General features: G+C 67.1%; 17 protein-coding genes. 7 read left to right on the forward strand and 10 right to left on the reverse strand.

Annotation, left to right across the window (positions count from 1 at the left end):
• Positions 1–12: 12 nt before the first annotated feature.
• The 5 genes from G3M62_RS25605 to yhhA form a co-directional block, all read right to left on the reverse strand.
• Complete coding sequence (locus G3M62_RS25605) at positions 13–1,878, reverse strand: DUF7380 domain-containing protein (RefSeq protein WP_165191636.1); 1,866 nt, start codon at positions 1,876–1,878, stop codon at positions 13–15.
• A 183-nt stretch (positions 1,879–2,061) separates the two neighbouring features.
• Complete coding sequence (locus G3M62_RS25610; protein WP_165191637.1) at positions 2,062–2,907, reverse strand: aKG-HExxH-type peptide beta-hydroxylase; 846 nt, start codon at positions 2,905–2,907, stop codon at positions 2,062–2,064.
• The gene (gene yhhC, locus G3M62_RS25615; protein WP_165191638.1) at positions 2,904–3,482 is read right to left on the reverse strand and encodes a cyclophane-containing peptide 2OG-Fe(II) oxygenase YhhC; all 579 of its coding nucleotides are present in this window, start codon (positions 3,480–3,482) and stop codon (positions 2,904–2,906) included. Before yhhC ends, G3M62_RS25610 begins: the two co-directional genes overlap by 4 nt.
• On the reverse strand, positions 3,482–4,597 hold the full coding sequence (gene yhhB, locus G3M62_RS25620) for a cyclophane-forming radical SAM/SPASM peptide maturase YhhB (RefSeq protein WP_165191639.1): 1,116 nt from the start codon (positions 4,595–4,597) through the stop codon (positions 3,482–3,484). The genes yhhC and yhhB overlap by 1 nt, the downstream gene beginning before the upstream one ends.
• A 20-nt stretch (positions 4,598–4,617) precedes the next feature.
• Complete coding sequence (yhhA, locus tag G3M62_RS25625) at positions 4,618–4,776, reverse strand: YhhA family cyclophane-containing RiPP (protein WP_165191640.1); 159 nt, start codon at positions 4,774–4,776, stop codon at positions 4,618–4,620.
• A gap of 423 nt (positions 4,777–5,199) precedes the next feature.
• On the opposite strand from yhhA, the gene G3M62_RS25630 reads away from it, so the two are divergent.
• The 3 genes from G3M62_RS25630 to G3M62_RS25640 all read left to right on the forward strand — a co-directional run bounded on the left by G3M62_RS25630 (position 5,200) and on the right by G3M62_RS25640 (position 11,891).
• Positions 5,200–6,618: an AAA family ATPase gene (locus G3M62_RS25630; RefSeq protein ID WP_165191641.1), complete on the forward strand. Its 1,419-nt coding sequence runs from the start codon at positions 5,200–5,202 to the stop codon at positions 6,616–6,618.
• On the forward strand, positions 6,615–7,391 hold the full coding sequence (locus tag G3M62_RS25635) for an HNH endonuclease family protein (RefSeq protein WP_165191642.1): 777 nt from the start codon (positions 6,615–6,617) through the stop codon (positions 7,389–7,391). The genes G3M62_RS25630 and G3M62_RS25635 overlap by 4 nt, the downstream gene beginning before the upstream one ends.
• Before the next feature lie 177 nt (positions 7,392–7,568).
• The gene (locus G3M62_RS25640) at positions 7,569–11,891 is read left to right on the forward strand and encodes an NACHT domain-containing protein (protein WP_165191643.1); all 4,323 of its coding nucleotides are present in this window, start codon (positions 7,569–7,571) and stop codon (positions 11,889–11,891) included.
• 273 nt (positions 11,892–12,164) lie between these two features.
• Here G3M62_RS25640 and G3M62_RS25645 read toward each other — a convergent pair whose 3' ends face one another.
• The 3 genes from G3M62_RS25645 to G3M62_RS25655 form a co-directional block, all read right to left on the reverse strand.
• Positions 12,165–13,076 carry a 3'-5' exonuclease gene (locus G3M62_RS25645; protein ID WP_165191644.1) on the reverse strand — a complete coding sequence of 304 codons (912 nt, stop codon included), beginning with the start codon at positions 13,074–13,076 and terminating at the stop codon, positions 12,165–12,167.
• Between the two features lie 395 nt (positions 13,077–13,471).
• Complete coding sequence (locus G3M62_RS25650) at positions 13,472–15,589, reverse strand: putative bifunctional diguanylate cyclase/phosphodiesterase (protein WP_246263634.1); 2,118 nt, start codon at positions 15,587–15,589, stop codon at positions 13,472–13,474.
• Positions 15,590–15,761: 172 nt separating this feature from the next.
• Positions 15,762–15,932 (reverse strand): hypothetical protein, encoded by a 171-nt coding sequence (locus G3M62_RS25655; RefSeq protein WP_165191645.1) that lies wholly within the window; start codon positions 15,930–15,932, stop codon positions 15,762–15,764.
• Positions 15,933–16,092: 160 nt separating this feature from the next.
• On the opposite strand from G3M62_RS25655, the gene G3M62_RS25660 reads away from it, so the two are divergent.
• Positions 16,093–16,314 (forward strand): hypothetical protein, encoded by a 222-nt coding sequence (locus tag G3M62_RS25660; RefSeq protein WP_165191646.1) that lies wholly within the window; start codon positions 16,093–16,095, stop codon positions 16,312–16,314.
• A 350-nt stretch (positions 16,315–16,664) separates the two neighbouring features.
• Here G3M62_RS25660 and G3M62_RS25665 read toward each other — a convergent pair whose 3' ends face one another.
• Both G3M62_RS25665 and G3M62_RS25670 read right to left on the reverse strand, forming a co-directional pair.
• A complete protein-coding gene (locus tag G3M62_RS25665; protein ID WP_165191647.1) occupies positions 16,665–17,042 on the reverse strand; it encodes a hypothetical protein in 378 nt (125 codons plus the stop codon).
• 85 nt (positions 17,043–17,127) lie between these two features.
• Positions 17,128–17,553: a MarR family winged helix-turn-helix transcriptional regulator gene (locus tag G3M62_RS25670; RefSeq protein ID WP_165191648.1), complete on the reverse strand. Its 426-nt coding sequence runs from the start codon at positions 17,551–17,553 to the stop codon at positions 17,128–17,130.
• 152 nt (positions 17,554–17,705) lie between these two features.
• On the opposite strand from G3M62_RS25670, the gene G3M62_RS25675 reads away from it, so the two are divergent.
• From G3M62_RS25675 to G3M62_RS25685, 3 genes are all read left to right on the forward strand, one after another.
• Complete coding sequence (locus tag G3M62_RS25675; RefSeq protein WP_165191649.1) at positions 17,706–18,713, forward strand: alpha/beta fold hydrolase; 1,008 nt, start codon at positions 17,706–17,708, stop codon at positions 18,711–18,713.
• A 173-nt stretch (positions 18,714–18,886) separates the two neighbouring features.
• Positions 18,887–22,237, forward strand: coding sequence for a DEAD/DEAH box helicase (locus tag G3M62_RS25680; RefSeq protein ID WP_165191650.1), 3,351 nt, complete (start codon positions 18,887–18,889; stop codon positions 22,235–22,237).
• 29 nt (positions 22,238–22,266) lie between these two features.
• Entirely contained in the window at positions 22,267–26,166 is a 3,900-nt protein-coding gene (locus G3M62_RS25685) for a hypothetical protein (RefSeq protein ID WP_165191651.1), read from the forward strand.
• Positions 26,167–26,222: the final 56 nt, after the last annotated feature.

Below are 26,222 nucleotides of genomic sequence, written 5' to 3' on the forward strand. Positions count from 1 at the left end.
GATCGGCCGGCGCTATTCGGTCGCTGATCGGATCGCCGGCGCCACGAGCGCGTCCCAGTCCTGCAGCAAGGGCACGCAGACCAGCTGATAGATCAGCCAGCAGCCATAGACCGCGTCGTCGCCGAAACATCCTCCCGCGCCGAGCGTCCCGTGGGCCACCGAATGGCGCAGGGCCGTGCCCGGGCGGTGATGAAACAGAAGCTCCAGTTCCAGCACCACCTCCGGGGGCAGGCGCGTCTCCAGCTGGTGGCGGAAGCGTCCCAGCAGAGCGGGCAATCCGACATCTTCTTCGGTCATGTCGTCAAACTCGATCGACGGATCATGGCCGGCCTGGCGCAGGATATAGCGTAGGCCCGGTTCCAGCTGCGGCGTCAGGAGGTGAACGGCCGACCGGTAGTCGCCCTGGATCAACCGGGCCAGGCCCTGGCTGACCAGGCGGACCTGTTCCAACCGCACAAAGGGCGAGGCCTGGACGATCGGGACGAAGCACCGCTCGTCGATGTTGAACCGCTCGACGAGGGAATGACGCGCCGGTTCGAAGCGCGTGGCCAGAATCCAGCGGCGATAGACGCCTTCCTGGTCGTTGATCGTGGCCTTGAACCACTCTTCGCTCGGCTCCTCGCCGGACGTCGCCCCCGGAGCATGGGCCGCGTTGCGGCCGTCCTGGTCGGAGAAAACCCTCGACATCATCGCGCTGATCGGCGCGGTCTCGAGCGACTGGAGGGCCTGGGCCCGAAGTCGGGCGATCGGCCTGGGCTTGGAAATCACCGCCAACTGCTTGAGCGCGGCCGGAAGGTCCAGCGGATCGAAGACCCGTAGGAAGGCGTCACGGTCCTCGCCGATGTCCATCGGGACCGAAAAGCTTCCGAACTCCCCAAGGCTATCCTCCTGGAGATCGCGAAGCTCCCGGCGGAGCGTCTTGCGCAACTCGGCGGTGTCGGGGATGTGGCGCAGCGAAAAGAGCGCGGTCTGGACCCAATGGGCCTCGGCGCCGGCCGAACTGACCTGGCCGCGCATGGCCAGGAGCTGATCAACGGCCGCCAGCCGGCATCGACGGGCCGCCTCCTGATCGCCGGCCTGTTCATGGAGATCGGCGGCCGCGTCGAGCACGTCGCCATTGGCGAAGGCCGCGGTCTTGGAGCCGTTCTTGGCCACAACCGCCTCCAAGGCCTTGGCGGCCTCGGCCGGATCGAAGAGTTCGTAGTGCAGTCCAAGCCGGGCGACCTTGAGCGCCAGCGGGGCGAAACCCGCCTCGCGGGCGGTCAGCCAAAGCTGGCCAAAACCTTCCACCAGGCCGCCAGGCCAGACACCCGTCTTGTGGGTGCGGCGCGCCAGGTAGAAGGCGCGCTCGTATAGATCGAGCGCCTCGTGCGACGCCCTTTGCTCGATCCCATGGCGCGCCTTAGCGGCGCCCTCGACGAGGCGTCGCGCGGCCTCGACATAGCCGTCGATCGCGATCTTGGCGGCCTTTCCGAGCTTGCGATCCAGCGACCACGCGATGTCGCCCAGGCGCGCTTTCAGCCCTGGATGGGCGACCAAGCCCGCCAGCTCGCCGAGCACCCGCGCTTGGTCGGGGCTGAAATCCTCCAGCACGGGTCTACGGTAGGTGTTGGAGGCGTACCGGGCCCGCCAGGCCTCGCCCTTTTCAGACGGCCGCAGCACGAGGGAAGCGGCCCCGCTGAGCAGCCGAAGACCGTTCGCACGGCCGCTCTCGATGGCGTCCGGCGACAAGGCCAGCTGCATCAGGGCGCGCTCCAGGTCCTGGACGTTGACCGTCTCGAAAGGCGCGCAGATCGTCTCGATGGTGTGAAGATCAAAGGCCTCGAACGGCGTGAACGGCGGCGGCCAGCCTGATGGGGCAGTCTCGTCATCAGCCATCTTCCGATCCCGACCATGGCGGCTTGCGGCAAGGGTCGCCAAGCGCGTGAAGCCTCACCCTATCAGCCTGGACTTGCGGCGCATCCGGGCGCCGGCAAAATTCGGGAGCGTCAAAGAGGCGTCAACGCGGCGCCGTCATCGCGTCCCGCTTGTCAGGCCGCGCTCAACGCCGGCGGGACCTCGTCATCGCTCAAGGCGCTCGACAAGGCCACGCCCCGTCGGGGTCAGGTCGATGCTGGTCTTCAGGGCCGAGAGCTGGGCGCAATCGGCGTCGATCTGCTTGATCCGCCTTTGGGCATGGGCGTGGTCGGCCGGCGAGAGCGCGTCGGCGGCGAGCGCCGCGCGCAGGAAGTCCTGCACGACCCGAAAGACGTAGAGGCCGTGAAGGAGGCCCTGGGTTGGGCGCGGCCGGTTTTGCCAGGGCGAATGGTGTTCGAAAACGCCGCCGACGACCAAGGGCGCGACATCCTCGATCAGGCTCAGCTGCAGGTGCATGGCCTCGTGCAGCACGCCTTCGGCCAGTCGGATCGGGGGGACCTCGTCTTCCGGCGCGTGAGCGCCGATGAAGATCGACAGCGGCACGTCCGGGTCGCTGAAGCCGCTGTCGTAATCCGGACCGGTGACGGCCAGGGGCGTGACCGACCAGACCAAGGACCGGACGGCCGCGCCGACCGGGGCGACCGTGTCCAACACCACCATCGCCCGGGCCAGGGCGGCCTCGAAGGCGCTCGCCGAGAACGTCTCGGGCGGCGGCTGCAGGCCCAGCGCCCCATAGCGGCGGCGCATGGTCGCATCGAAGAGGTCCAGCCGCACCGGGTGAGCCCAGGCGAGCCCCGTCAACGCCACGCCGTGGCGCTGGGCGGTTGGATCGCCGGCGACGACGCGAGAAACCCCATAGGTCTCGGCGTCGATCCCGATCCGCGCCAGGCCCGACCAGGCGTGGGCGGCCAGGTCGCTGGCCAAGCCCTCGTACCAGCGCGCCGAGGAAGCATTCAGCGCCGCGTGGATCCGGACCTGCAGGCGGGTCAAGCCGCCTTCCGATAGGTGTAGACCAGGGTGTCACGCTGGCCGGCGTGGATGGTCGACACCGCATGGTGCGAGCGCTCGGAGATCTCGAAGCCGAAGGCGCTGCGATGGGCTGGCAACAGCACGTCGGTCACGCTGGCCGGGTCGTCCTCGCAGAACAGCATCAGCAGACCGCCCTGCTCGACGCTCCAGCCGCGATTGAGCTGAACGACGAGGCGGTGGCTTTCGGCCTCGCCGATATAGTCGTTGTGGACGCGGATGGTCTGGCCCGCGACCAGGCGGTGCGCGCACACGTCGACCAATTGCAGCTTCGGGGCGCGCAGGCGGGCCGACAGCTCCTCGCCGATCCGGGCGATCACCGGCGCGGAGACCAGCTGAGCAATGGCGCCCGGCGCCGAGCAGGCGAGGATGGAAAACTCGTGCTGCTCGTAGAACGAGGCGATGCGCAGCTTCCACGGCGCGTCAGCGTCGAGCCAGTCGAGCATGGCGTCCGCGGTCGCCTCGCTCAGCAGGTCGGCGACCCGAAAATGAGGGAACGGTGTGTCGCGGGTTTCGGCGTTCGTGAAATCGGGGGTCATCAGGCCGCGATCCGCGAGGCGATCTGCGCGCGCATATGGTCGATCAGGCGCTTCTGGTCGGCGCAGAAGACGCTGGGGTTGTCCAGTCCGCGCGCGGCGCTCCAACGATGGGTCGGCATGCCGCCGCCGCAGATCTTCAGGTCCGGGCAGGCGCGGCACTCAGGGGCCGAGGGGCGCTGGGCCTGGTGATAGGCGATGAAGTCGGGCGCGCCGACCAAGACGCGCAGATCGTCGAAGACGGTCCAGGTCTTGTCGAACCGGTCGCTGCCATTGGCCGACTTGAGGGTGTCGTTCTTGGTGAGCGTGCCGTCGGTCTCCACCACCAGAATTCCGTAGTCGTCCTCGCCGATCCCCTCCTTGACCGAGCGCCCGCCCAGCAGGAGGCGCATCATGTCGTCGAGCAGGCGGATGCGGATCGGCGCGGGATCGGCCAGATAGGCGTCGAGCATGCGGACCATCCAGTCGCCGTATTCGGTGGACGTCAGGCTGGCCTTGCCCATGGGCAGGGTGTCATGGTTGCCGTCGCGATAGAGGAAGTCGACGCTCGGCGTGCCGGTGGCCTTGAAGAAATCGTAGACCTCCCGCGGATCGGCGGCCAGATCAACGACGCACAGCAGGCCCGACAGCATCGCCTCGCCCTGCGGATGGGCCAGGACGCGATCGATGGCGGCGACCACCTTGGCGTGGGAGGCGCGGCCGCGCAGGTCGGGACGATGCTGGTCATGGACCGCGGCCGGACCGTCCAGGCTGATGCTGACGCCGACGTCGTGGCGCGCGCAGATGTCGAGGACCTGATCGGAGAGCAGCAGGCCGTTGGTCTGGACGTGCAGGCCGATCGGCGAGGGCAGGCGCCGGCGCAGGGTCGCGCAGATCTTGTCGAACCGCGCCGCCCCCACAAGCAGCGGCTCGCCGCCATGGAAGACGATGCTGAACGGCTTGGCCTGGACGGCGAACAATTCGGCCAGGCGATCGGCCAGGGCCTCGATGGTCGCCTCGCTGACCAGCTTGGGCTGACGACGCCAGGCGTCGTCGCCCATGTTGTAGACGTAGCAATAGTCGCAATTGAGGTTGCAGCGGCTCGCCAGCTTGACGAGGACCGTGTCGATTTCGACCATGATACGTGCCCGGACGGGACCTAGCGGTTGTGGCGGTTGTGCATGCGGTTGTAGGCGCTGGGCGTGCTGACGGCGTTGTTGCGCACTTCCTGCATCAGGCGCTGCAGGGCGGCGCTGTCGAGCTTGAGCGAACCGGTCGCGGCGGTCGGCTCGACGGGACGAGCGGGGGCGGCGTTCATGATCGGACTCCTTGCGGCTGATCGAACGCCACCGATAGCACGAGTTCGATTTGTTTGAAAATCACGTAAATCATTGTAAAGTTAAGAATTATTCGCATTTTTTCTCATCATAATTAAACAACGTTTATGAAGGTTTCGGCAATTCAAAAATGAAATTCCTATTTGGAAATTAGAAATTAAAATAAAGATAGGAATATTAAAAATTATTACGCCGAAAATTGGTATTGAAATTTGATGTATACTTACATGTAATATCTTATTTCATAAGAAATATTGTATTTAGGCTGAAAGTTTGATGCGGAAGGCCAATTTTAGGAGATCGTCGTGCGGGGCCCGCTGTCCTGGCGCCCCGCACGACGTCCTCAGAGCCAAGGCTCTCGCCGATCGCTAACGTCAGCGCGGTTTGCATGCTAGACCGCCCCCATGGCTGACGATTTCAGATTCCTAGGACTGACGCTCGAGAACATGCGGGCGTTCGGGCCTGCTCAGAAGCTCGACTTGGCCGGCTTGGACGGCGCGCCCGCCCGATGGTGTGTGATTCTCGGCGAGAACGGCGTCGGTAAGACCACGACCATGCAGGCGCTGGCGATGATGCGGCCAGTCCCCGCCTTCAAGCGGGGAGACGATGGACAAGTGATTGCGCTGGCGGTGACCGATGGCGATCTGCCCGATCCCGACTTCGTCGAACCTGATGTTTTCGACTACGACAACGAGCGCATCGAAGGCTTGGTGCGACGCCACGCCGATCGGGTCAGCGCCCGAATGACGGCGGTGCTCAGGGATACGACCGGACGCGAGATCGAGATCGGCTTCGATTGCGTCGTCGAGAACGGCGAACTGCAGACAGCAACGCTCCAGCAGCAGCATGAAAGCCTGAAGGCGGAAGGGCCGTTGATCATCGGCTATGGCGCGTCACGGCATCTGGGCTCTCGAAATATGAACAGCGTGTCGGACAATCGGCCGACCGAGGGGCTGTTCAATGATCTCGTCGAGCTGGTCGACGCCGACGAGGTGATGGAGTTTCTGCATCATGCCGAGCTGTCCGCGAGAGTCGCCTTGGAAACGGACGCCGGCAACGAAGAGCTGCGCCGTGACCACCATCGCGTGTCGCGGTTTTTCGGTGGGCTCAAGAACGCGATCGCCAAGGTCATCCCGCATCTTGAACCCGCCGATATCTCGATCGTCATGCCAAGGCTTACGGGCTCGACCAGTCGGACCGGCATGCGCGTCAGAACCGCGTCCGGTGAAGTGCCCATGGCCGAGCTTAGCCTGGGGTATCGTGTCACCATCTCCTGGATCGTCGATCTGGCCTGGACGCTCTTTCAGCGCCGGCCGGACAGTCCGTCGCCCTTTGACGAAAGCGCGATCGTACTTGTCGATGAGATCGATCTGCATCTGCATCCTCGATGGCAGCGCGAAATCCGTCACCACCTGCTCGACGTCTTCAAGAATGTGCAGTTCATCGTCACCAGCCATAGCCCAATCATCGCCCAGGAAGGGATCGCGCAGGGCGATCCGGTCTCCGTCGTGCGGCTGGAGGGCGACCACGCGACGATCCTCAATCGCCCCCTGCCTTCCAAACCGTGGCGTTATGATGAGGTGCTCGGCAGCCGCGCGTTCAATGAACTGATCGGCGCGGACCTGCGGTCGGAGGCCTTGCTCATCGAACGCAGGGCCTTGCTGCGTAAGCGGGAGCTGACCCCGGAGGAGGACGCGCGCTTAGACGCCTTGAACGCGATCATCCATGATCTGCAGGCTCCCGACGCGCCGTATGACGCGGCGTTCGACAAGTTGATGGGGCGGGTCGTCGAGCTGGAAAAGCAGCTCGCCGCCAAGTCATGATCCGGATCGCTCGCACCGCGGCGCCGGCGGCCCTGACGCGGCTGGGCGCGAACTGGGCCAAGGCGCACGAAGAGGCGTTCCTGCAGGCGCCGCAGGCCTATCTGGACGGCGACCAGAGTCTGCCGGTCAAGGTCCATGTCTATGGACATGATGATGTTCGCATCGCTCTGCGCGACATGCAGCACAGCAAGTGCTGCTACTGCGAAGTTCACATGGACGAATATATGGCGCGCCACGTGGAGCATTGGCGGCCCAAAGGCGGGGTTTGTCAGGATCGCGACGGGCCCGAGCTCAAACCCGGTTACTATTGGCTGGCCTATGACTGGGACAATCTGCTTTTGGCCTGCGTCGTGTGCAACTCGCTCAACAAGGGCACCCAATTTCCATTGCGCGATCCGACGCGGCGCGCGCGCAGTCATCTCGACGTCCTGGCCGACGAGGCGCCGCTGCTGTTGCGTCCCGACCATGATGATCCCGATGATCATATCGAATGGCGCGATGATCAGCCCCGCGGGCGGACCGATGAAGGGTGGGCAACGATCGAGGTCGTCGGCTTGATCCGCGACGATGATCCTCGGCGCACCAAGGCGTTCAAGGCGATAGAGCTGGCGTACGAACGCCTGCTGAAGATGTCCAATCACGCGGCGTTTCAGGTGGAGGCCCAGGCCTATCTGGAGCAGCTGCGCCTTGCCGTTGATCCCAGGAGCGAGTTCAGCGCCATGGCGAGAAGCTATCTCGCTCCCCTTCCCTTTCCGCAGAGCTTTCAACTTTAAAGGCCCGGTCGGAAGAACGCAGAGCCGGCGGCCTCGCATGAGATGAGGCGAGAGCTGTCGCCCATTTTAGCCCTCCAAGCTTTCAAGCTCGGCGACCTTCAAGCGGCCGATCGCGCTTTGTTACGTCTCATGATCCTGGCCCGCTGACCCGGCTGCGTTTCAGGCTAAGGTTGGGTCATGCGCATCGACCTCGACGACGATTTCATCCCGCTGGAGCGAACTTTTCACCGGCTTCTCCAGGACGAGACCGCCAATGACGACACCGCGGTGTCGATCCTGGGGCGCGAGACCCAGCCGCTGGTTTGGAAAGACCTGCTCGCCGCGCCGCGCGTGATCCTCCTCTCCGAGGCCGGTTCGGGAAAGACCGCAGAGGCCCGCCACGTCTGCCGCGAACTTCGCGGCCAGGGCAAACGAGCCTTCTTCATCCGTATCGAACATGTGGTCCAGGGCTTCGAGGACGCCTTCGAGGAAGGGACCCACGCCGAATTTCGGGCCTGGACCCAGGCGGGAACGGAAGGCTGGCTGCTGCTGGACTCGGTCGACGAGGCCCGGCTGAAGGATCCCAAGGATTTCGAGCGCGCGGTGCGCAAGCTCGGCCGCGAACTGGCCCCGGTCTTGGCCCAGGCGCATATCGTCATCACCGGTCGGGCCGTCGCCTGGCGCCCTAAGACCGATCTGATGCTCGTGCGCGGCGCCTTTCCCTATGCGTCGCCGGCGCGGGCGATCGAGACGGACGCGGACGCGCGCGCGATCAAGGCCGAGACCGTCGAGACGGACCAGGAGGGCTTCATGATCGTGGCCCTCGATGACTTGCGCGGCGAGCAGGTCGATCGCTTCGCGGCGGGCAAGGGTGTCGCCGACATCACCGCCTTTCGCGCGGCGGTCGAGCGCAAGGACGCCTGGGATCTGACCACCCGGCCGATGGATCTGGCCGAGCTGTGCGCGTTCTGGACGGACAAGGGACAGATCGCCTCACGCTTGGCGCTGATGCGGGCCAGCATCGACCGCCGGTTGGAAGAGCGCGACCAGGATCGGGCCGAGGCCAGGCCCATTCCGCTCGAGCGCCTGCGTCGCGGCGCCAAGCTGGTCGCCGCCGCCGCCACCCTGACCCAGGAAGCGGCCTTGCGCGTGCCCGACGGGACGGCCAACACCCGCGGCCTGCCCGTCAATCAGGTGCTCGCCGATTGGGATGACGGCGACATCGGGGTGCTCTTGGGGCGACCGATCTTCGACGAGGGCATCTACGGCACGGTTAGGTTTCATCATCGGACGGTTCGGGAATATCTGACCGCCGAGTGGCTGCACGACCGGATCGTCGATCAGGCCTCGCGCATGCGCATCGAGGCCCTGTTTTTTCGCGAGCAGTACGGCCTGGAGGTGATCGTCCCGGGCACGCGCCCGATCCTGCCCTGGCTTTGCCTGCTCGACGAGCGCATCCTTCAGCGCGTCACGCGGCTGGCTCCGGAGGTGCTCTTCGAGGGCGGCGATCCCAGCCAGCTGCCGCGCGACACGCGTGTCGCGATCCTGCGCCAGACCTGCGCGCTGATCGCCCAGCCGGCCCACGGACGCTCGATGATGGACATCTCGGCGGTCCAGCGCTTCGCCCATCGCGACCTGACCGACGAAATCCGGTCGCTGTTGCAACGCCACGCCGCCGACGAGAACATCGCAGCCTTCCTGTTGCGGATGGTGTGGATCGGCGAGTTGGCGGACCTGGCGGCCGAGGTGACGCATCTGGCTCTGACCTTGCGCGTCCATTATCCGCGGATCGCCGCGATCCGCGCCGTGATCGCCGTCGCCTCGCCAGCCCAGGTCCAGGGTGTCCGCGAAGCCCTGCTGGCCGAAGGCGACGACGTCGATCGCGACTGGATCGGTGAGTTCATACCCGACCTGGGCGTTGATGCGGACTCCGCCGGTTGGCTGTTGCGGGCCGTGGCTCAGGCCAAGCCCCCCTCCCGCTACGAGGTCGACACCCTCACCTACGCCCTGCCCGACTATCTCGAACGTCTGCCGCTCGACCAGGTGGCGGGGTGGGCGGCCGGCTTGCAAGCGCTGCTGGCGACAGGGCCTCTGACCGACCGGCGCTATCGCGAAATCTCCAGGCGCCACGCCTGGCTGGCGTCGACGGCCGCGCGTTGCGTCGTCCGTCTGATCGAGGCGCGGCGCCCGTTCGCGCGGACCGAGCCGTGCCTGTGGTTGCTGCGCACGGCGCGCGAGACCGACCTCATAGACTCGTCGAACCTTCGCAGTGTGCGCGAGACGTTGGCGCGGTTGGTTCCAAGCTGGACCGAGCTCAACCGCGACCTGTTCTGGTACGACGTGACCGAGACACGGCGGCGGCGCGAGGACGACAATCGCCTGACCGACTATTTCCACGTCGGGGTCTTCGGTCGCGACTGGCGCTTTTCGGTGGAGGACTTCGACGCGGTCGTGGCCGACGTCACCGGGCGTCCCTTGCTGGATGACCGGCTCGTGGCGCTGGAGCTGGCCTTCGCGCTCTATCGTCAGGGCGACCGACCCGACGCTTGGCGGCGGCGGCTCAAGCAGGCGGTCCTGGGCGAAATGGAGCTGCAGGCGCGACTGCAACAGCTTCTCCATCCGGCCAAGTCCGAGGCGGCGCGGCGCTGGCGGCGCCAGGAGGCGCGGTGGGCGAAGCAGAACGAGGCCCGCGAGGCCAAGCAGGCGGCTATCCGGGCCGACTGGAAGACGCATTTGAAAGCCGAGGTGGCGTCGATCCGCAAGTTCGAGCTCGCGCCGCAGATCAGCCAAAGCCAATGGTACCTGCACGACGAGGTGCGCGGCGAAGGTCTGTCCAACACCTGGAGCGTCCGCGACTGGCGGTCCTTGGCGCCGGAGTTCGGCGTCGAGGTCGCGCGCGCGTTCCGCGACGGGGCCGTCGACTACTGGCGCGTGGGCAGGCCGTCCATGAAGAGCCAACGCCCCACCGGCGACGGCACGCCGCTGACCACCATCTTCGGGCTGACCGGGCTCAACATCGAGGCGCTGGAGCAGCCGGCCTGGCTCGGCGCCCTGTCGTCGCACGAGGCGCGCTTGGCCGCCCGTTACGCGATGAACGAACTGAACGGCTTTCCGCCCTGGCTGGCGGACCTCCACGCGGCGTTCCCCGGCGAGGTCGTCGAGGTCGTGCTCGGGGAAATCGATTTCGAGCTGGCGACGGCCGGGCCCGACGCCGACAGCAACTATGTGCTGTATGACGTCGCCTGGCACGGACACTTCCTGTGGGACGGCCTGGCCGCGGCGTTCCAGGCGCGACTGGCGGCGGGCAAGTTCAGCCCCGCCAATCTGGGCCACATGCTGGTGGTTCTGAACGGCGCAAACCTGGGCGATGCGACCCTGGCCGCGCTCGCGGCCAGGAAGGCCGGGACGACCAAGCACGAGGTCCTGGCGCCGATGTGGTTCGCCATGTGGTGCGGCGTCGATCCGCAGGCGGCCATTCCGGCGCTGGCGGCGCGACTGTCCGCCTTGAAGACGCCCCAGCTTCGCACCCAGTTTGCGATGCGCTTTTTGAGCAATCTGATCGGCGAACGAAGCCTGGGCCTGCCGTTCGCCCGGCAGGCCTACCGCACGATCGCGCACATGAAGACCTTGCACCTGCTGATGCACGCCTACATTCGGCGCGAGGACGACATCGAGCGCGCCGGCAAGGGCGTCTATTCTCCGGGATTGCGCGACGACGCCCAGCGGGCGCGCGAGGCGCTCATGGCGTTCATCGCCGAAACGCCGGGCAAGGAAGCGTTCCTGGCGCTGATGGACATCGCTCTGGAGCATCCGGACGAGGAAGCACGCCCCTGGGCGGTCTACCGCGCCAGGGCCAAGGCCCAACGCGACGCCGATCCGGGGCCGTGGAGTCCCGTCCAGGTGCGCGACTTCAATGAAAAGCTGGAGCGAACGCCGGCCAATCATCGTGAACTCTGGGATCTGGCGGTCGAGCGGTTGTTCGATCTCAAGAACGATCTGGAGGGCGGCGACGAGAGCCTCGCCCCGATCCTGCGCCGGGCGGACGAGGAGACCGAGGTGCGCAATTTCATCGGCGGTCTGTGCCGATCCCGGTCCGCAGGACGGTACGCCATTCCGCAGGAAGAGGAATTGGCTGACGCCAAGCGGCCGGACCTGCGCTTCCACGGCGTCGGTTTTGACGGGCCGGTCCCCGTCGAGCTGAAGCTGGCCGACAACTGGAGCGGACCCCAGCTTTTCGAGCGGCTGGAAAACCAGCTCTGCGGCGACTATCTGCGCGACGTCCGCTCCGGCCGCGGCATCTATGTCTTGGTCTGGAGCGGGGAGAAGGCCGGTTGGGACCATCCCGCCGGCGGGCGGCTGGCGGGCCTGGACGCCTTGGTGGCCGCCTTGAAGGATCACTGGCTGGCGTTGTCAGAACGACTGCCCAACGTCGAGGACATCGCCATCATCGGCGTTGATCTGACCCGGCGAGCCCGCCCGGCGCTCCCGGCGGCGAGCGCGACGGCAGGGGCGGCGTCATGATCCCGGCGCCCAAGACCCGCAAGGGGGCTTCAAGGGCCAAGACGTCCCGCGCCGCCGACCCGAACGGACTAACGCGCCTCGGCAATAGGGCGCCTGGTCGCCTTCAAGGGGTGCGGCGGCAAGGCTCCCGCTTTTTCAGTTTGTGCTCTCCGGGGCAGGTCTGAGTGGCCCGCGTGTGTTGTCGCCGCCCCGCCCTCGCACAGCACGACCGCGTCGCAGAACCCGTTTATGGCCCGGCGCGGCATCCGCGAGGCCGCCATCGCCAAGGCATCGCTAGGCGCGTTCCGAAAACCGCTCGAAGGCGGTGAGCCGGCGTGGGGCCAGGTGGACCTCGCCGCCGTAGATCTCGGTGCGCAGATAGGCCAGCTCGGCCTCGCGATCGGCTTCAGCCACGTCGATGTACCAAGCCTTGGGGGCGAGAGCCTCCTCGCCGTTCCAGCGATAGCCCCGGGCCTTCAGCTTATCCTTGAAATCATAGGGTGCGCGTTCGGCGGCGATGCGCCACGTCGGCGCGCGGGCGGCGTCGAGCATGTGGGCCAGGGCCGTGCGGCCATCGGCCAGGGGCCGGGCCAGGATCTCCAGGCCGGCCAGGCAGTCGTTCTCCGCCCGGTGGCCGTCGAAGAAGAAGCCGCATTGGTTGGCGAGGTAAGAGAGCTTCGTGCCTTCGAACCCCTCCCCCGTCCAGTCGACCTGGGACATCGAGCAGGCCCAGCCCTTGTGCTTGAACGCCTCGCAGAAGCGCTCGGTGAATCGGCGATCGAAGCCGGCGTTGTGGGCGGCGATGATCACCGCCGGTTCGATGAAGGCGGCGACCTTGTCCGGATCGATCGACTTGCCGGCCACCATCTCATGGGTGATGCCGGTGATGCGGGTGATCTCTTCGGTGATCGGGACCGAGGGCTCGCGCAGTTCGACGAAGGGCGCGCCGACCGAGCACAGGCGCCCGTCAGCGTCGTATTGGAACGGCACCATGGCCAGCTCGATGATCTCGTCGCGGGCGGCGTCCTTGCCCGTGGTTTCGACATCGAGATAGACGCCTTGGCGCAAGGCGGCCGGATCGCCGGACGTGGAGAGCGTGCAGCCTTCGAACTTGCGCAGCAGGCGGTAGCGGCCGCTGGCCTCAAGCCGGCGGGCCATCTCTTCCAGGGCTTCGGTGTCGGGAGGGGGCGGCTTTGGCTCGATCATGCGGCGTCCGGGAATCGTCTGGACCATCTTGCCACAGAGTTACGGTCTGGGGACGCGGCCTAGGTCGTCCCGCCTCGCCGCTCAAGATTTCGGCTCAATCGTAGAAGAGGACGCCGAGCGCCGGATCAAGCTGCATGAAGAGGTCGAAATCCCGTCCTGGGTGATATTCGAAGCATCCGCCTGGATGGCACGATGTGGGCTGCACACAGCAGACGATCTCAATTGCCCTGAAAGGTGATGAACGGCCGTTGACCTCGCCCTAACCGACATTCCCTGGAACCGCTCTGGGCGGCTGAAGTCCGACCAGCATCCGTCGCCGAGGCGGATTCGGGCCGAGGCGCTCACAGCCGCCCTTATCGCTGTGTTACACGAACCCGTTTGGATCCTGCGTCAGATCAACCTCGGCCTCGCACCGAAAAGGCGTCAATGAAACCCGCCACTTCGGTCGCGGGCATCGGCTTGGCGAAGTGATAGCCTTGCACCTGGTCGCAGCCATACCGCGTCAGAGTCGCCAATTGGTCAGGCCGTTCAACTCCTTCGGCCACCACCTTCATGCCCATGCTGGAACCGAGATTTATGACAGCGCGAACGATCGCGTCGTCCTGGCTGTTCTGGACGAACGACTTGTCGATCTTCAGGCGATCTATCGGGAACTGGCGAAGGTTCGCCAGCGAGGCATAACCGGTGCCAAAATCGTCGAGCGCGATCAGAACGCCGGTCGCATGCAAGCGCTTGACGGTGTCGCTGACCACCTCGGCGCCCCAGCCCATATAGACGTTCTCGGTGACCTCGATGGTCAGGCGGTCGGCGGGCACGTTCCAGCGTTCGAGCTTGTCCGCAATTTCCTCGGCCAGGCGGCCGGTGCGAAACTGCGCCGAGGAGATGTTGATCGCGACGCGGCCAAACTCCACGCCCTGATCGAGCCAGGCGCGCATCTGTCCCAAGGCCCCCTCGAAGGCGACCTCGCCCAGTTGCAGCGATAGGTCGTTGTCCTCGAAGGCGGCCATGAAGGCGGCCGGCGGCAAGACGCCCTGCTCGGGATGACGCCAGCGCATCAAGGCCTCGAACCCGGCCACGGCGTTGGCGGCCACGTCGACAACCGGCTGATAGAAGAGTTCGAACTCGCCTTGACCGATGGCCAAACGAACCTCGCGCAACAGTTCGACGCGCTTTTCAACCTCCGTCCGCATCGCCGGCCGGAACACGACGCTGCGATTACGGCCGTCGTACTTGGCCTGATAGAGCGCGACGTCAGCGTTCTTCAGCAGATGAGTAGGGTCGTCATCCGGGTCGCCATGCGCCGCCGCGCCAATGCTGGCGCAGATGGTGAAGCTCTGCCCCGCGTGTTCGATCGGCGTACGCAAAAGGCCCTGCAGCAGTTCGATTGGGCGGATCATGTCCGCTTCGCTCTTGAGATCGCGTAAAACGATGGCGAACTCGTCGCCGCCCAGCCGCGCCACGGTGTCGCCGTGTCGGAAGGCCCGCTTGAGCTGGCCGGCTAGGCCCTTCAGCAAGGCGTCGCCGGCGTCGTGACCCAGCGTGTCGTTGACGTCCTTGAAATGGTCGACGTCGATCATGATCAGACCGAACATCTCGCCGCCGCGTTCGGCGGCGGCCACGGCGTCGTCATAGGCTCGCTGAAAGGCTGCGCGATTGGGCAGGCCGGTCAAAGGGTCTCGGAAGGCCAGGAACTCGATCTGAGCGGTAGCCCGAAGCGCTTCGGTGATGTCCTCATGCGTGGCGACGTAGCCGCCGGTCGCGATGGGATTATGGGTGATGCGAATGGTGCGGCCGTTGGTCAATTCGACGTCGCTCGTCGCCGCGGCGCCGTTGAGGGCCGCCTCGACGGTGGCGACGGAGAACGCCGAAAAGCTCTTGGGACCGGTGCCGACGGAACGGCGATGATCGAAGATGTCGCCTAGCGTCGTTCCAGGCTCCAGGAGCCGGTCGGGCAGTGCGTAGAGGCGGCGGTAGGCGGCGTTGCACAGGATCAGGCGCTTTTCGGCGTCGAACATGCAAAGGCCATGAGGCATGTTGTTGAGGGCGGCGTCGAACCGGGCGTTCTGCTCCGCCAGACTCTGGCGGGCGGCTTCGGTCTCTCGCGCCGCCAGCACCGCCTCGGTCACGTCTCGCCCGACGGCGATCAACCGGCTGTAGGGCGAGCCGTCGCTGGGCCAGGCGTTGAACTCGAAACTGAACCAACGCGGTTGCCCCTCCGGGGCGGCGGCGATCTCGACGCGGCAGGTCTCCGCAGCCCGGGTTTCCTGGCAGCGGCGCGCGGTCTGTGTAAATTCGGGGCTCAGAAACAAAGGATGGTGATTGAGAAGCTGCGAGGCGCGCGACGTCACGGCCTGATCAAACCAGCCTTGACTGAACAACAGGGGCCGCTGATCCAGATCGAGTAGGATCATGGGGACCGGCGCGGCGCTCAAGGTGGCCCGCAGCGCCATCTCGGCCGCGGAGGCTGCGGCCAGCCGCCGCTCGACGTCTAGCACGATGACCTTGGAGTTCATGGCTAGGACCCTTGTTTTGCCGAGCAGGACCAAGGTCGAGGATCGTCGCTAATAAGTTGGCCGCCAAAGTCGGCGCCGGCCTGTGGTGCAACGTCGCATGACGCAGTCGACGACGTTGCGCAGAAGCTCATCCCCGTCGATCGGCTCATCCTTCGACACGAGATTTTCGTACTCAACGCGAGCGGTGACCAGGGTATCTCGAGTCTTGCCCGGGCAGCGGCGCGGGCTTGGTCGCGGCGACCTCGGCCATCACCACCAGATCGAAGGCGCCGACGGAGGGGCGCAGCCCGACCGCTCGGACGGTGAGGTCGGCGACGATGTTGTACAGCAGCGTGAGGTTCATGCTCGATCTTCGCCGGCCGCCCGCGCCAGGGCGGCCAGGCGGCGATCAGCGACGACGCCTTGGCCTCGGCTTGGGCGTGCAGGAACTTGATGTTGTGAGAGCGCGGCGCATAGAAGCCGATGAGCATTAGGACGGCGATGTAGGCCGCCTCGACCGTCTGGTGCAGGTTGAAGGCGGCCTTGTGCAGCCAGTCGTCCTCGTCGCCCTGCGCCATCTGGAATTCAGCTTTCTTGAGCGACGTCCGGATAGTAGCGAAGATCTTCTGATAGCGCTCGCCAAGCGCCAGGGCGGCCTGCGATGTGAGCGGTTTGAGCGGGCTGAACGCGTGACCGGGGATCTCACAGAGCGCGATCCCCTGGTCGATCACCTCGCGGAAAAGTAGAGTCCCGCGTCAAGCCCTTGATTGATGTCGTCGAGGTCGTTGACCAGCAGGGTGGCGTAGTGGGGCGGTCGCACCGTGAGGCGATTCCGGTCGGCGTGGCCTCGGGAGATGGAGAAACTGCGTCGTCGGCCGCGACCGCGCCGGGCGTTGAGAAGATGCTTGAAGAACATCCGCCAACGTCTTTAGCGCAAGCCTGGACATGCACGTTGGCCACCCGGGCGGAGAGGTCGATTCCTCATAGGGGAATGGGAACGGGTCGATCTTGAGCCGACGACGCTTTTATTCAAGGTTGTATATAAAGCTCTGCCAATACCGGAGAACTGCGGTGCTGGCCAATTGAGCCGAGCGGTTCAGAACTCGATCTTGGGATCGGCCTTGGCCATGCGCTTCCAGGTCTTGGACCAGGTCATCACCCCGCCCGACAGGCTGCGCGTGGCCGGCTCCAACCAGCGCTGATAGCGCTCGTTCTCGAAGGTGACGATGTCCTTGTGACGAGCCCTGGGATGAGTCGCGTCCAGGCGCGCCTCCAGGATCTCCTGCTTGGTGCGGGGGATCAGGCCGGCGGCTTTCAGGGCGGCGGTCAGGGCCGTGACCTTCTCGCGGGCCAGGCGCACGTCGGTGACATGCTTGTTGGGATTGTTGCCGTCATAGCGAGCCTGGCGGTCGAGCTGATGGTCGAGCTCGGCCTGGGCGGCCTGCAGGTCGGCGAGGGTGGGCGCGTCGGTCATGGGGCGGCGAGAATCGTGAAGGATCAGATCGCCATCCTGACGCGCGGGCGTGGAGGCGCAAGCGCGGCGCTTCAGCCGCGCCGGCCTAGGCCTCCACCAGGGTCTCGCGCAGCGCCTTGACCTGCAGGTTGAGGGCCTCGAGCTGCTCCAGGGTCATGGCCGACTTGGCGACCAGGGTCTGGCCCAGGCAGTCGCAGCGGTCCAGCAGGGCGCGGCCGGCTTGGGTCAGATAGACCTGCACCTGTCGCTCGTCGACCTGGCTGCGCTGGCGCTTGACCAGGCCCGCCTGCTCCAGTCGCTTCACCGGCGGGGTGACCGTGCTCGATTCCAGCGACAGCCGATGGGCGATTGCGCCGACGGTCGCGCCGTCGGTCTCGCCCAGCACGTTCAGCACCAGATACTGCGGATAGGTGACGCCCATCTCGTCCAGCATCGGCTTGTAGGTGCGGTTGATGGCCATGCTGGTGGCGTAGAGCGTGAAGCAGATCTGGTTGTCCAACGGGATCGGCACGGACGGGGTCCTTCGGAAGTTGCGGCTCGTTTCCGTTTCATACCACAAGAAACGATATCGCGATAAAGATTTCGCTGGACAGAGGGTTCTGGGCGGCTTAGCCATATCGATATCGCGATAACAAGTATCGCAATATCATGAGGGACTTCGAGATGAGCCAGTCGAACATCCAGGCCTCGCGCCGCAACCTGATGACCGCCGGCCTGGGCCTGGCCGCCGGCGCGGCCGCCCTGCCCTTGACCGCCGCCGCCCAGGCCGCGCCCGTCAAGTCCACGCCCGCCAAGAGCGCCGACGCGCGGACGACGTCCGGCTCCAAGACCACCCAGGGCAGCGGCTTCGTGACCACCCAGGACGGCGTGCAGATCTACTTTAAGGACTGGGGTCCCAAGAGCGCCCAGCCCGTCGTGTTCCACCACGGCTGGCCGTTGAGCGGCGACGATTGGGACGCCCAGATGCTGTTCTTCCTGGCCCAGGGCTACCGCGTCATCGCCCATGACCGCCGGGGCCACGGCCGCTCGACCCAGACCGACACCGGCAACGAGATGGACACCTACGCCGCCGACGTCGTCGCCCTGGCCGCCCACCTGGACCTGAAGAACGCCATCCATGTCGGCCACTCCACCGGCGGCGGCGAGGTCGCCCACTATGTGGCCCGGGCCGAGCCGGGCCGGGTGTCCAAGGCCGTGCTGATCGGCGCGGTGCCGCCGATCATGCTCAAGACCCCCGCCAATCCGGGCGGCCTGCCGATCGAGGTGTTCGACGGCTTCCGCGCGGCCCTGGCCGCCAACCGCGCCCAGTTCTTCCTCGATGTGGCGTCGGGCCCCTTCTATGGCTTCAATCGCGACGGCGCCAAGATTGACCAGGGCGTGATCCGCAATTGGTGGCGCCAGGGCATGGAAGGCGGCGCCAAGGCCCACTACGACTGCATCAAGGCCTTCTCCGAGACCGACTTCACCGAGGACTTGAAGAAGATCGACGTGCCGGTGCTGATCCTGCACGGCGAGGACGACCAGATCGTGCCGATCGCCGACAGCGCCCATCTGGCCATCAAGCTGGTCAAGAAGGGAGCCCTGAAGACCTATCCGGGCTTGCCCCACGGCATGGCCACCACCCATGCCGACGTGATCAACAAGGACCTGCTGGCCTTCTTCAAGGCCTGAGGGCCCGCCGCCGTCCCCTCCCCCTCGCGGGGAGGGACGAGCGCCTGAGGCTCGGCTTTCCCCAGATGCGGCGGTGCAATCGGTGAGCAGGAAAGCGCCCCCTCTTGCTTCCGAAGGTTGCGGTCGCCGGCCCCGCGCGTCTAATCGTCGACCGTTGTGGGGGCAAGCGTCGCATGGACCGTCCGTTTTTCAATTCGCCGATCGCCGAACTGGAACGACAGTTCGCGGCCCGGCCCGGCGATACGGCCTTTCTGGAAACGCTCGAAGCAGAGCTCGTCCATCGCAAGACCGATCGTGGTCGGGCCCTGGCCGTGCAGGTGGGCGCCAGCCTGGCCTATCTGGCGGCCTCGATGCGCCGGGACCAAGCTCCCGCCCCCGTCGTCCTCGCCTCTACGGCGTCGCTGACCGCGGACTCTGGTCCGGCGACGGCGCCGAAGACGGGCGCCCGACCCGGCCTCGACGCCCGCGCGCCGTTGGAGACGACGCCGTTTCCGCCGGTGACCAATGCCCCGGCCGGCATCCTCTCGGCCTGGACCGCCCTGGAGGTGTTGTCGCCGCCGGGTTTCCGCCGGCCCGAGAAACTGGCGGGCGGCGACAAGGGCGCGGTCGTCAAGCTCGACGGACCGTTGCCGTGGGAGCGCGGCGGCAAGGCCAAGCCTGGGACGCGTCTCTACTATCAGGTGGTCCTGGGTTCGATCGACATGCCCGAGGCGGTCAAGCGACTGCACAGCGTCTATGCCGACGGCCGGGCCGAGCGTCCCAACGCCAAGGGCGAGGCGATCCTGGCGGTGCTGATCCTCGACAAGGAGGGGCGGCCGATCGACGAGGATCCGGCCTTGGTCGCCAGTTTTGGCTGGGGCGTGCCTGTCGCCTTGGCCGGCGGCCTCGACGGCCTGGCCCGTTGGACGGACGTCGAGGCCGACTTCAACAAGGCGCTGGCCGAGCGGATCCGGGTCGAGGACGAAAACGGCGCAGCGCGGCCCCTGACCCGGGCGATGATCGACGCGGCCCATCGCTGGCTGGTCGGGACCCTGGGTCTGACCGACGACTTGGTCAAGCCGCCGCGCTTCGCCATTCGCAGCCTGGTGAGCTTCAAGAGCGCCGAGCCGCCCGAACCCCTGCTGGTCAACAGCTTCTATCTGCGGGACCTGGCCCGGGCCCGGGATCTGTTCGGTCGCGGCCAAGCGTCCGGCGTGCTGCAACGCTATATGGGCGCGATCCGTCCGGCTCAACGCCCGGATCTGTTCACCGACCGCGCCGCCTTGGCCGCGGCGGTGACGCCGGGTCTCTATCCGCCGGCGCGTTGGCCGGGGCGCGGCCGCCACCCCTTGGTGCTGCTGCAGCAGGCGGCGGTCAACCTGGCCTTGGTCGAGGGCGAGGCCGGCGGCGTTCTGGCGGTCAACGGACCGCCTGGCACCGGCAAGACCACCCTGTTGCGCGATCTGCTCGCCGCGCTGGTCACGGCGCGGGCCGAGGCGATGATGGCCTTCGCCGATCCGGCCGACGCCTTCCACACCACGGGCAAGACCCTGAAGGCCGGAGCCGGCTGGCTGCATCTTTATCGGCTCGACGACAGCCTCAAGGGCTTCGAGATGCTGGTGGCCTCCTCCAACAACGGGGCGGTGGAGAACGTCAGCGCCGAACTGCCGGGTCTCGGCGCGGTCGCCGAGGACGCCGGCGATCTGCGCTACTTCAAGAGCCTGGCCGACGCCTTGCTGCAGCGGCCGACGTGGGGCCTGGGGGCGGCGGTGCTCGGCAACGCCGGCAACCGCCACCGGTTTGGCCGGACCTTCTGGTGGGACAAGGAGGTCGGCCTGGCCACCTATCTGGCCGCCGCCGCCGGCAAGCCGCAGCTGATCGAGGCCGACGCCGACGGACCTGAGCGGATCCCGCGCATCGTTGCCGAGGAGAACGCCCCGCGCGACCACGCTGAAGCCCTGAGGCGATGGGCGGCGGCGCGGCGGGTGTTCGCCGCCGCCTTGGAACGCAGTCGGGCGGCGCTGGCCGAACTGGAGGTCACGCGGATCGCCGCGACCCGCCTTCCACGCCTGCGAACCTCGCTGGCGGCCTGGGCCGGCATGGCCGATCGGCGGCCGGGCTTCTGGTCGCGGCTGTTGCGCACGCGCCCCTTCCGGGTCTGGCGCGAAGCGACGCGGGCGGCCCAGGCCGCCGCCGAACTGGATCTGATCGCCGCCCGCCCGGTGCTCAAGCCCGAGCTGGCCGGCGCCTTGGCCCGGGTCTTGGGCCGGCTGGTTCCTGTCGCCGCCGAACTTGAGCTGGCGCGTAGCGGTTTGGAGCGCGTGACGGCGACGGCGGAGCAGCGTCGCCGCGATCTTGGCGAGCGGTTCGTCGACGCCGATTTCTTCGCCCGCGACCACGCGGTCCGGCAGAAGATCTCGCCGTGGTTGGACGCCGGCGCGCAGCGGGCCCGCGACGACGTGTTCGTCGCCGCCATGGCCTTGCATAAGGCTTTCATCGACGCCGCCGCCCGACCCTTGCGGCACAATCTCGGGGCGATGATGAACATCCTGGGCGGCTCTGGCCTGGGTGATCCGGAAAAGGACAAGCTGATCCCGGATCTCTGGGCTTCGCTGTTCCTGGTCGTGCCGGCCCTGTCCACCACCTTCGCCTCGGTCGACCGGATGATGGGCGCCCTGCCGCCGGCGTCGCTGGGCTGGCTGTTGATCGACGAGGCCGGCCAGGCGCTGCCGCAGGCGGCGGTCGGGGCCTTGACCCGAGCCCGACGGGTCGTGGTGGTCGGCGATCCGGTGCAAATCCCGCCGGTCGTCACCCTCCCCGAAAGCTTGACCGCCTCGATCCATCGGCGCTTTGGCGTCGATCCCGATCCCTTCAACGCGCCGGGCGCCTCGGTCCAGACCCTGGCCGACGCGGCCACGCCCTACAGGGCCGAGTTCATCGGCAAGACCGGCAGCCGCACGGTCGGCGTGCCGCTATTGGTCCATCGCCGCTGCGCCGAGCCGATGTTCGCCGTCTCCAATCTGGTCGCCTATGAGCGGATGATGGTTCAGGCCAAGACCCCCGAGGCCTCGCCGATCGCCAAGGTGCTGGGGCCGTCGCGCTGGATCGACGTCCAGGGTTCGGCCAACGACAAGTGGTCGCCCGAGGAGGGCGCGGCGGTGATGGGGCTTCTCGCCGACCTGGTGAAGGCCAAGGTCGGGCTGGACCTCTATGTCGTCACGCCGTTCGTGGCGGTGGCCGACGGCCTGCGGCGGATGATTGTCGAAACCGGCGTGCTGGCCGGCGCGGTCGGCGACCCGCAGGGCTGGGCGCGCGATCGCGTCGGCACGGTCCATACCGTCCAAGGCCGCGAGGCCGAGGCGGTGATCTTCGTCCTGGGCGCCCCCCTGCCCCAACAGCAAGGGGCCCGCGCCTGGGCCGGCGGCCAGCCCAATCTTCTCAATGTCGCCGTCACCCGGGCCAAGGAAGCGCTGTACGTCGTCGGTTGGAAGGCGCGCTGGCGGACGGCCGGCGTGTTCGCGGTCCTGGCCGATCGTCTCGATTAGCCGCGGCGAAATTTGGGGGAGCGCGGCCGATGTCCGACCTTGTTCTGATCGACGCGAACCTGTGGGCCGCCACGCGATCGGGCGCGCGCGCCGGCCGCGGCTTTCACTACCAGGACGCGGTGGCGGCCTGGCTGGCCGTCGAGGCCTGGCGGGGCGCCGAAGCCTGGCGGGCCGTGGTGCCCGAGGGCGTCGATGACATCACCCTGCACGGCCAGGGATGTGAGATCCGGGCCCAGCTCAAGTCCAGGCACGACCCGCAAGCCTGTTTCACGCTCGGCGAGATCGCGGCCCACATCGCCAAGACCGCCAGCGCGCTGGGAGACGATTGGCGCGCGAAGGCGGGTCTTCGGGTCGCCCTGGTGCTCGAGCGCCCGGTCAAGGGCCTGGCGGCGACAGGTTGGCGGCGGACACTGGCTGACAGCGACCAGCCGCTGGAGCCGCTGGCCCGGGTCCTGGCCGCCAGTCTCCCCGCCTGGGGGCCGGCGGAGATCGAAGTCCTCCTCCAACGCACTCATCTCGTCGTCGAACCCGAGCCCATGAACCGAGCGGCCGAGGGATTGGAAGGCGGCTCGTCGCTCGCCGCGGCGGCCGCGCGCCTGGCCGCTCAACAACTGCGAGAGATCGTTGGCCGCTTGGCGGACGCCAATTTCAGAGCGCCGACCGATGCGGTTGGCAGCTTGGGCGCGACCGAGGTGCAGGGGCGGGTCGACGCGATCGGCGCTCTGGTCGACATCAAGGGCCATCTGGCCCTGATGGCGACGTTTTGCGAGATCGCCGATTTCGGCGCCTCGGTTCAGGCGTCGGATTTCTACAGCGGTGTCGATGTCGTCCCCGGCCACGTCGGCGCGGGCCTGGTGTTCGAGCGCCCCGACCTCACGGCCGCCCTCCTGGAGGGCCTGGAAGACCGTCGCAGCGTCCTGGTCGCGGGCCCGTCGGGCGCGGGCAAGTCGGCCCTGGCCTGGTTGGCCGCCTATCAGACGCGGCACGCCGTGCGCTGGTACAGGGTCCGCTCGGCGACGAGCGACGACGTCGCCAAGCTCATCCAGATGGCGCGGCTCCTGGAGGTCGGTCCACAGCGACCCATCGGCCTGATGATCGACGATGTCGGCCGTGACGCCAGCACGAGCGGCTGGGATCAGCTGGTTCGCGAGACGGGCTTTGCGCCCGGCCTGCTGGTGCTGGGGACGGTTCGCGAAGAGGATGTCTTTCCGCTCCAGACCCTGGCTCGAACCGTGGTGGTGCGGCCGGCGTTGGATGAGGCCCTGGCCCAGCGGATCTGGGCGGCGCTGTCGGCGACACGCAAGCCGGTCTTCGGCCATTGGCGGGAGCCCTTCGATCTGAGCCGGGGCCTGCTGCTGGAATACACCCATCTGCTCACCCAGGGCCGGCGTCTGGAGGAAACGCTCAGCGAGCAGGTGCGACGCCGCCTGGATGAACATCGCGACGACGAGCTGCTGGCGTTGCGCGCGGTCTCGTTCGCCGCCGCCCACGCCGCCGCCATTGACGGCGAACGGTTGCGCGATCGCCTGGGGTGGGAACCGCCGCGAATGGCGCGCGCCCTACAGCGCCTGATCGATGAGCACGCCATCCGCCGAGGTCCTGACGGCGCCTTGTTGGGGTTGCACGAGATCCGGTCGACCCACCTGGACGCCGCTGTGCGGCAGATCTTGGGGGATGATCGCGCCGTGGCCATGATCGAGGCCGTTCATGCGGTGCGGCCCGGCGACCTGGCGGGCTTCGTCATGCGGGTCCTGCGGCGTTGGCCCGAGCAGGAGGGCGCCCTCCTGGACGCCCTCGCCCAGCGGCTGACCCAACCCCAGACCCCGGCGGCGGTGTGGATCGGCGTCTTCCATGGCCTGGGTTTGGCGACGGCGGAGCGGGTCGCGGCGCATTGGTTGGAGGTCTCAAGAGCGGTCGAGCTTGACGATCGGCACAGCTCGACGTTCTTCACGCTGGCCTTGGCGGGAACGGACTTCGGCGACGCGCCCATCTTCGCCAAGGTGAAGGAGGCCGCCACGCTGTTCGCCGCCGTCGAGGTCTCCGACCTGCGGCGGGCGTTGCTGGACCGGCTGGACGACGCCGCCATCCCCCCCATCGTGGACCAGGACGCCGCGCACGATGTCGCCGCGGCCCTGCTGCCGTTGTTCGGCTGCGGCCCGGCGCCGGACCTCAAGCTCGACGTCACGATCGACCTGACGACCCTGCCCCTGATGACCCTGCTGGAATTCGCCCAGACCGTTGGGGCGTTGAATCCGGCCCTGGCTCAGACCCTGATCGCCGAGGCCGGCGGAACGGAGGTCTTGCTGGACCGCCTCTATCATGAGGTCCCGTGGATCACCCGTCCCGTGCTTGGAGAGGAGGAGGGCGCGGTCTGCGTCAGCGGCGATGTCCGATTCATTTCGCCCGAGGTGCAGCCGGATGTGCACGCCGATGTCGTGCGGCTGTGCGAGCTGATGGCGATCGCCGCCCCCCAGGCGCAATGGATCATTTCCCGCGCGATCGCGCCCGACGGCCAGCCGGCGGGCTATGGCGGCCATGAGATCGCCAGCAAGCGCATGAGGCGCGCGGCCCTGCTCGCGCCGACCCGCATCGCCTGGAACCGGGCGCAGATCCGGGCCGTCCGGCGGCTGGTCGCGGCGGAAACCCAGACCGGCCGAACAACGGCGCTGGCGTGGGCGGTGAACGAGCTGGCGGGCCAGTTGCAGGAAGCCGCCGATTTCTTCTGCCGGCAAGAAGAACCGGGGGCCGGATGGAAGGCGCGCCGGATGGCGCGCGCCATTCTGACCGACTTCATCCCGCCTCCGAAGGCCGAAGACGAGATCGTGGGCGTGCGCGACCAAGGCGTCGCTCCGGCCCACGACGCGATGCACGCCTTCGCGACCGATGTTCAACGCCTGGTCGACGAACTGACGACGACGGACAAGCCCTCCACGCGGTTGATGGGTTTGCGCACGGTGGATCTGGCCCGCAAGGCCAGGGAGCTTGGCGCGCCGAAGCTCTGGACCATGACCGGGGAAAATCCCCTGCCCGCGCTGGAGCGTATGGGCGTGATGCTCTGGGACATCGCCGCCGTGCTCGGTGACGCTGACGCCGATCCGGTCCGACATCACACAGCGGCCCTGCGGGTCAGCAAGACCAGTCGGCGCAACCCTGTCCTGGGCTGCGCCGCCGCCGAGGCGCGTCAACGCGCGGCCCGCGACGTGGAACGCCGCGCCGACGACATCCGCAGCGTCCTGGCCAGGCACGGCCTCGAGGTCGAGGTGCTGGCCCGCGCCCAGGACGCCGACGTCGGCTTGACGCTTCTCAATGTGGAGTATCTCGCGCTTCTGGAGGTCGAGACCATCATAGACTGGTTCCTGACCGAACCGCGGTTCGTGGCCGCGACGTCGGAGCTTCCGGACCTCACGACCCTGGCCTACGCGCCCCTGAAGCAAGGCCGGATCGTCCCGACGGCCTTGAAGTTCATCCGCACCGTCATGCCCTATCTCAGCCTGACCGAGGATTGGCGAGGACAGGATCGCCACCCGTTCCTCCAAGACCCCGTCGTGGCGGATTTCAAGGCGGCGTTGGAACCGGTGGCCCTTCTGTCGGCGATCTTGCAGGAAACCGGCCGCCCCCTGATTGCAGCGGAGGAGGCCTATTTCGAAGAACTGCTTGGCCGCATCCTTCCCAGGCTGCAGGCCTTGGGCCTGATCGCGCAGACAGAGCTGGACGAAGTCGTCGCCATGGCCTGCAGGTTCGTGGCGACCGCCTACGAGCGCGTGACGGCGCAGATGGACGGTCATGACGCGGGCGAGGTGTTGGCTATCGAGGCGGCCAGAATTTTCCCGCCATCGCAGTTCATCCTGCAATCTCTGGAAATTCAGCTGGCGCTGATGGAGCGGGCGCTGAACCTAGTCTCGGCCGAGGCGTCGCCGCGGGATGCTTGAGCGAACGGTTCGGCGAGGTCCGCCGCGAGGCTCGACTTCGGGATACGCCTCGCCTC

Source organism: Caulobacter soli, assembly GCF_011045195.1.
GTDB lineage: Bacteria > Pseudomonadota > Alphaproteobacteria > Caulobacterales > Caulobacteraceae > Caulobacter > Caulobacter soli.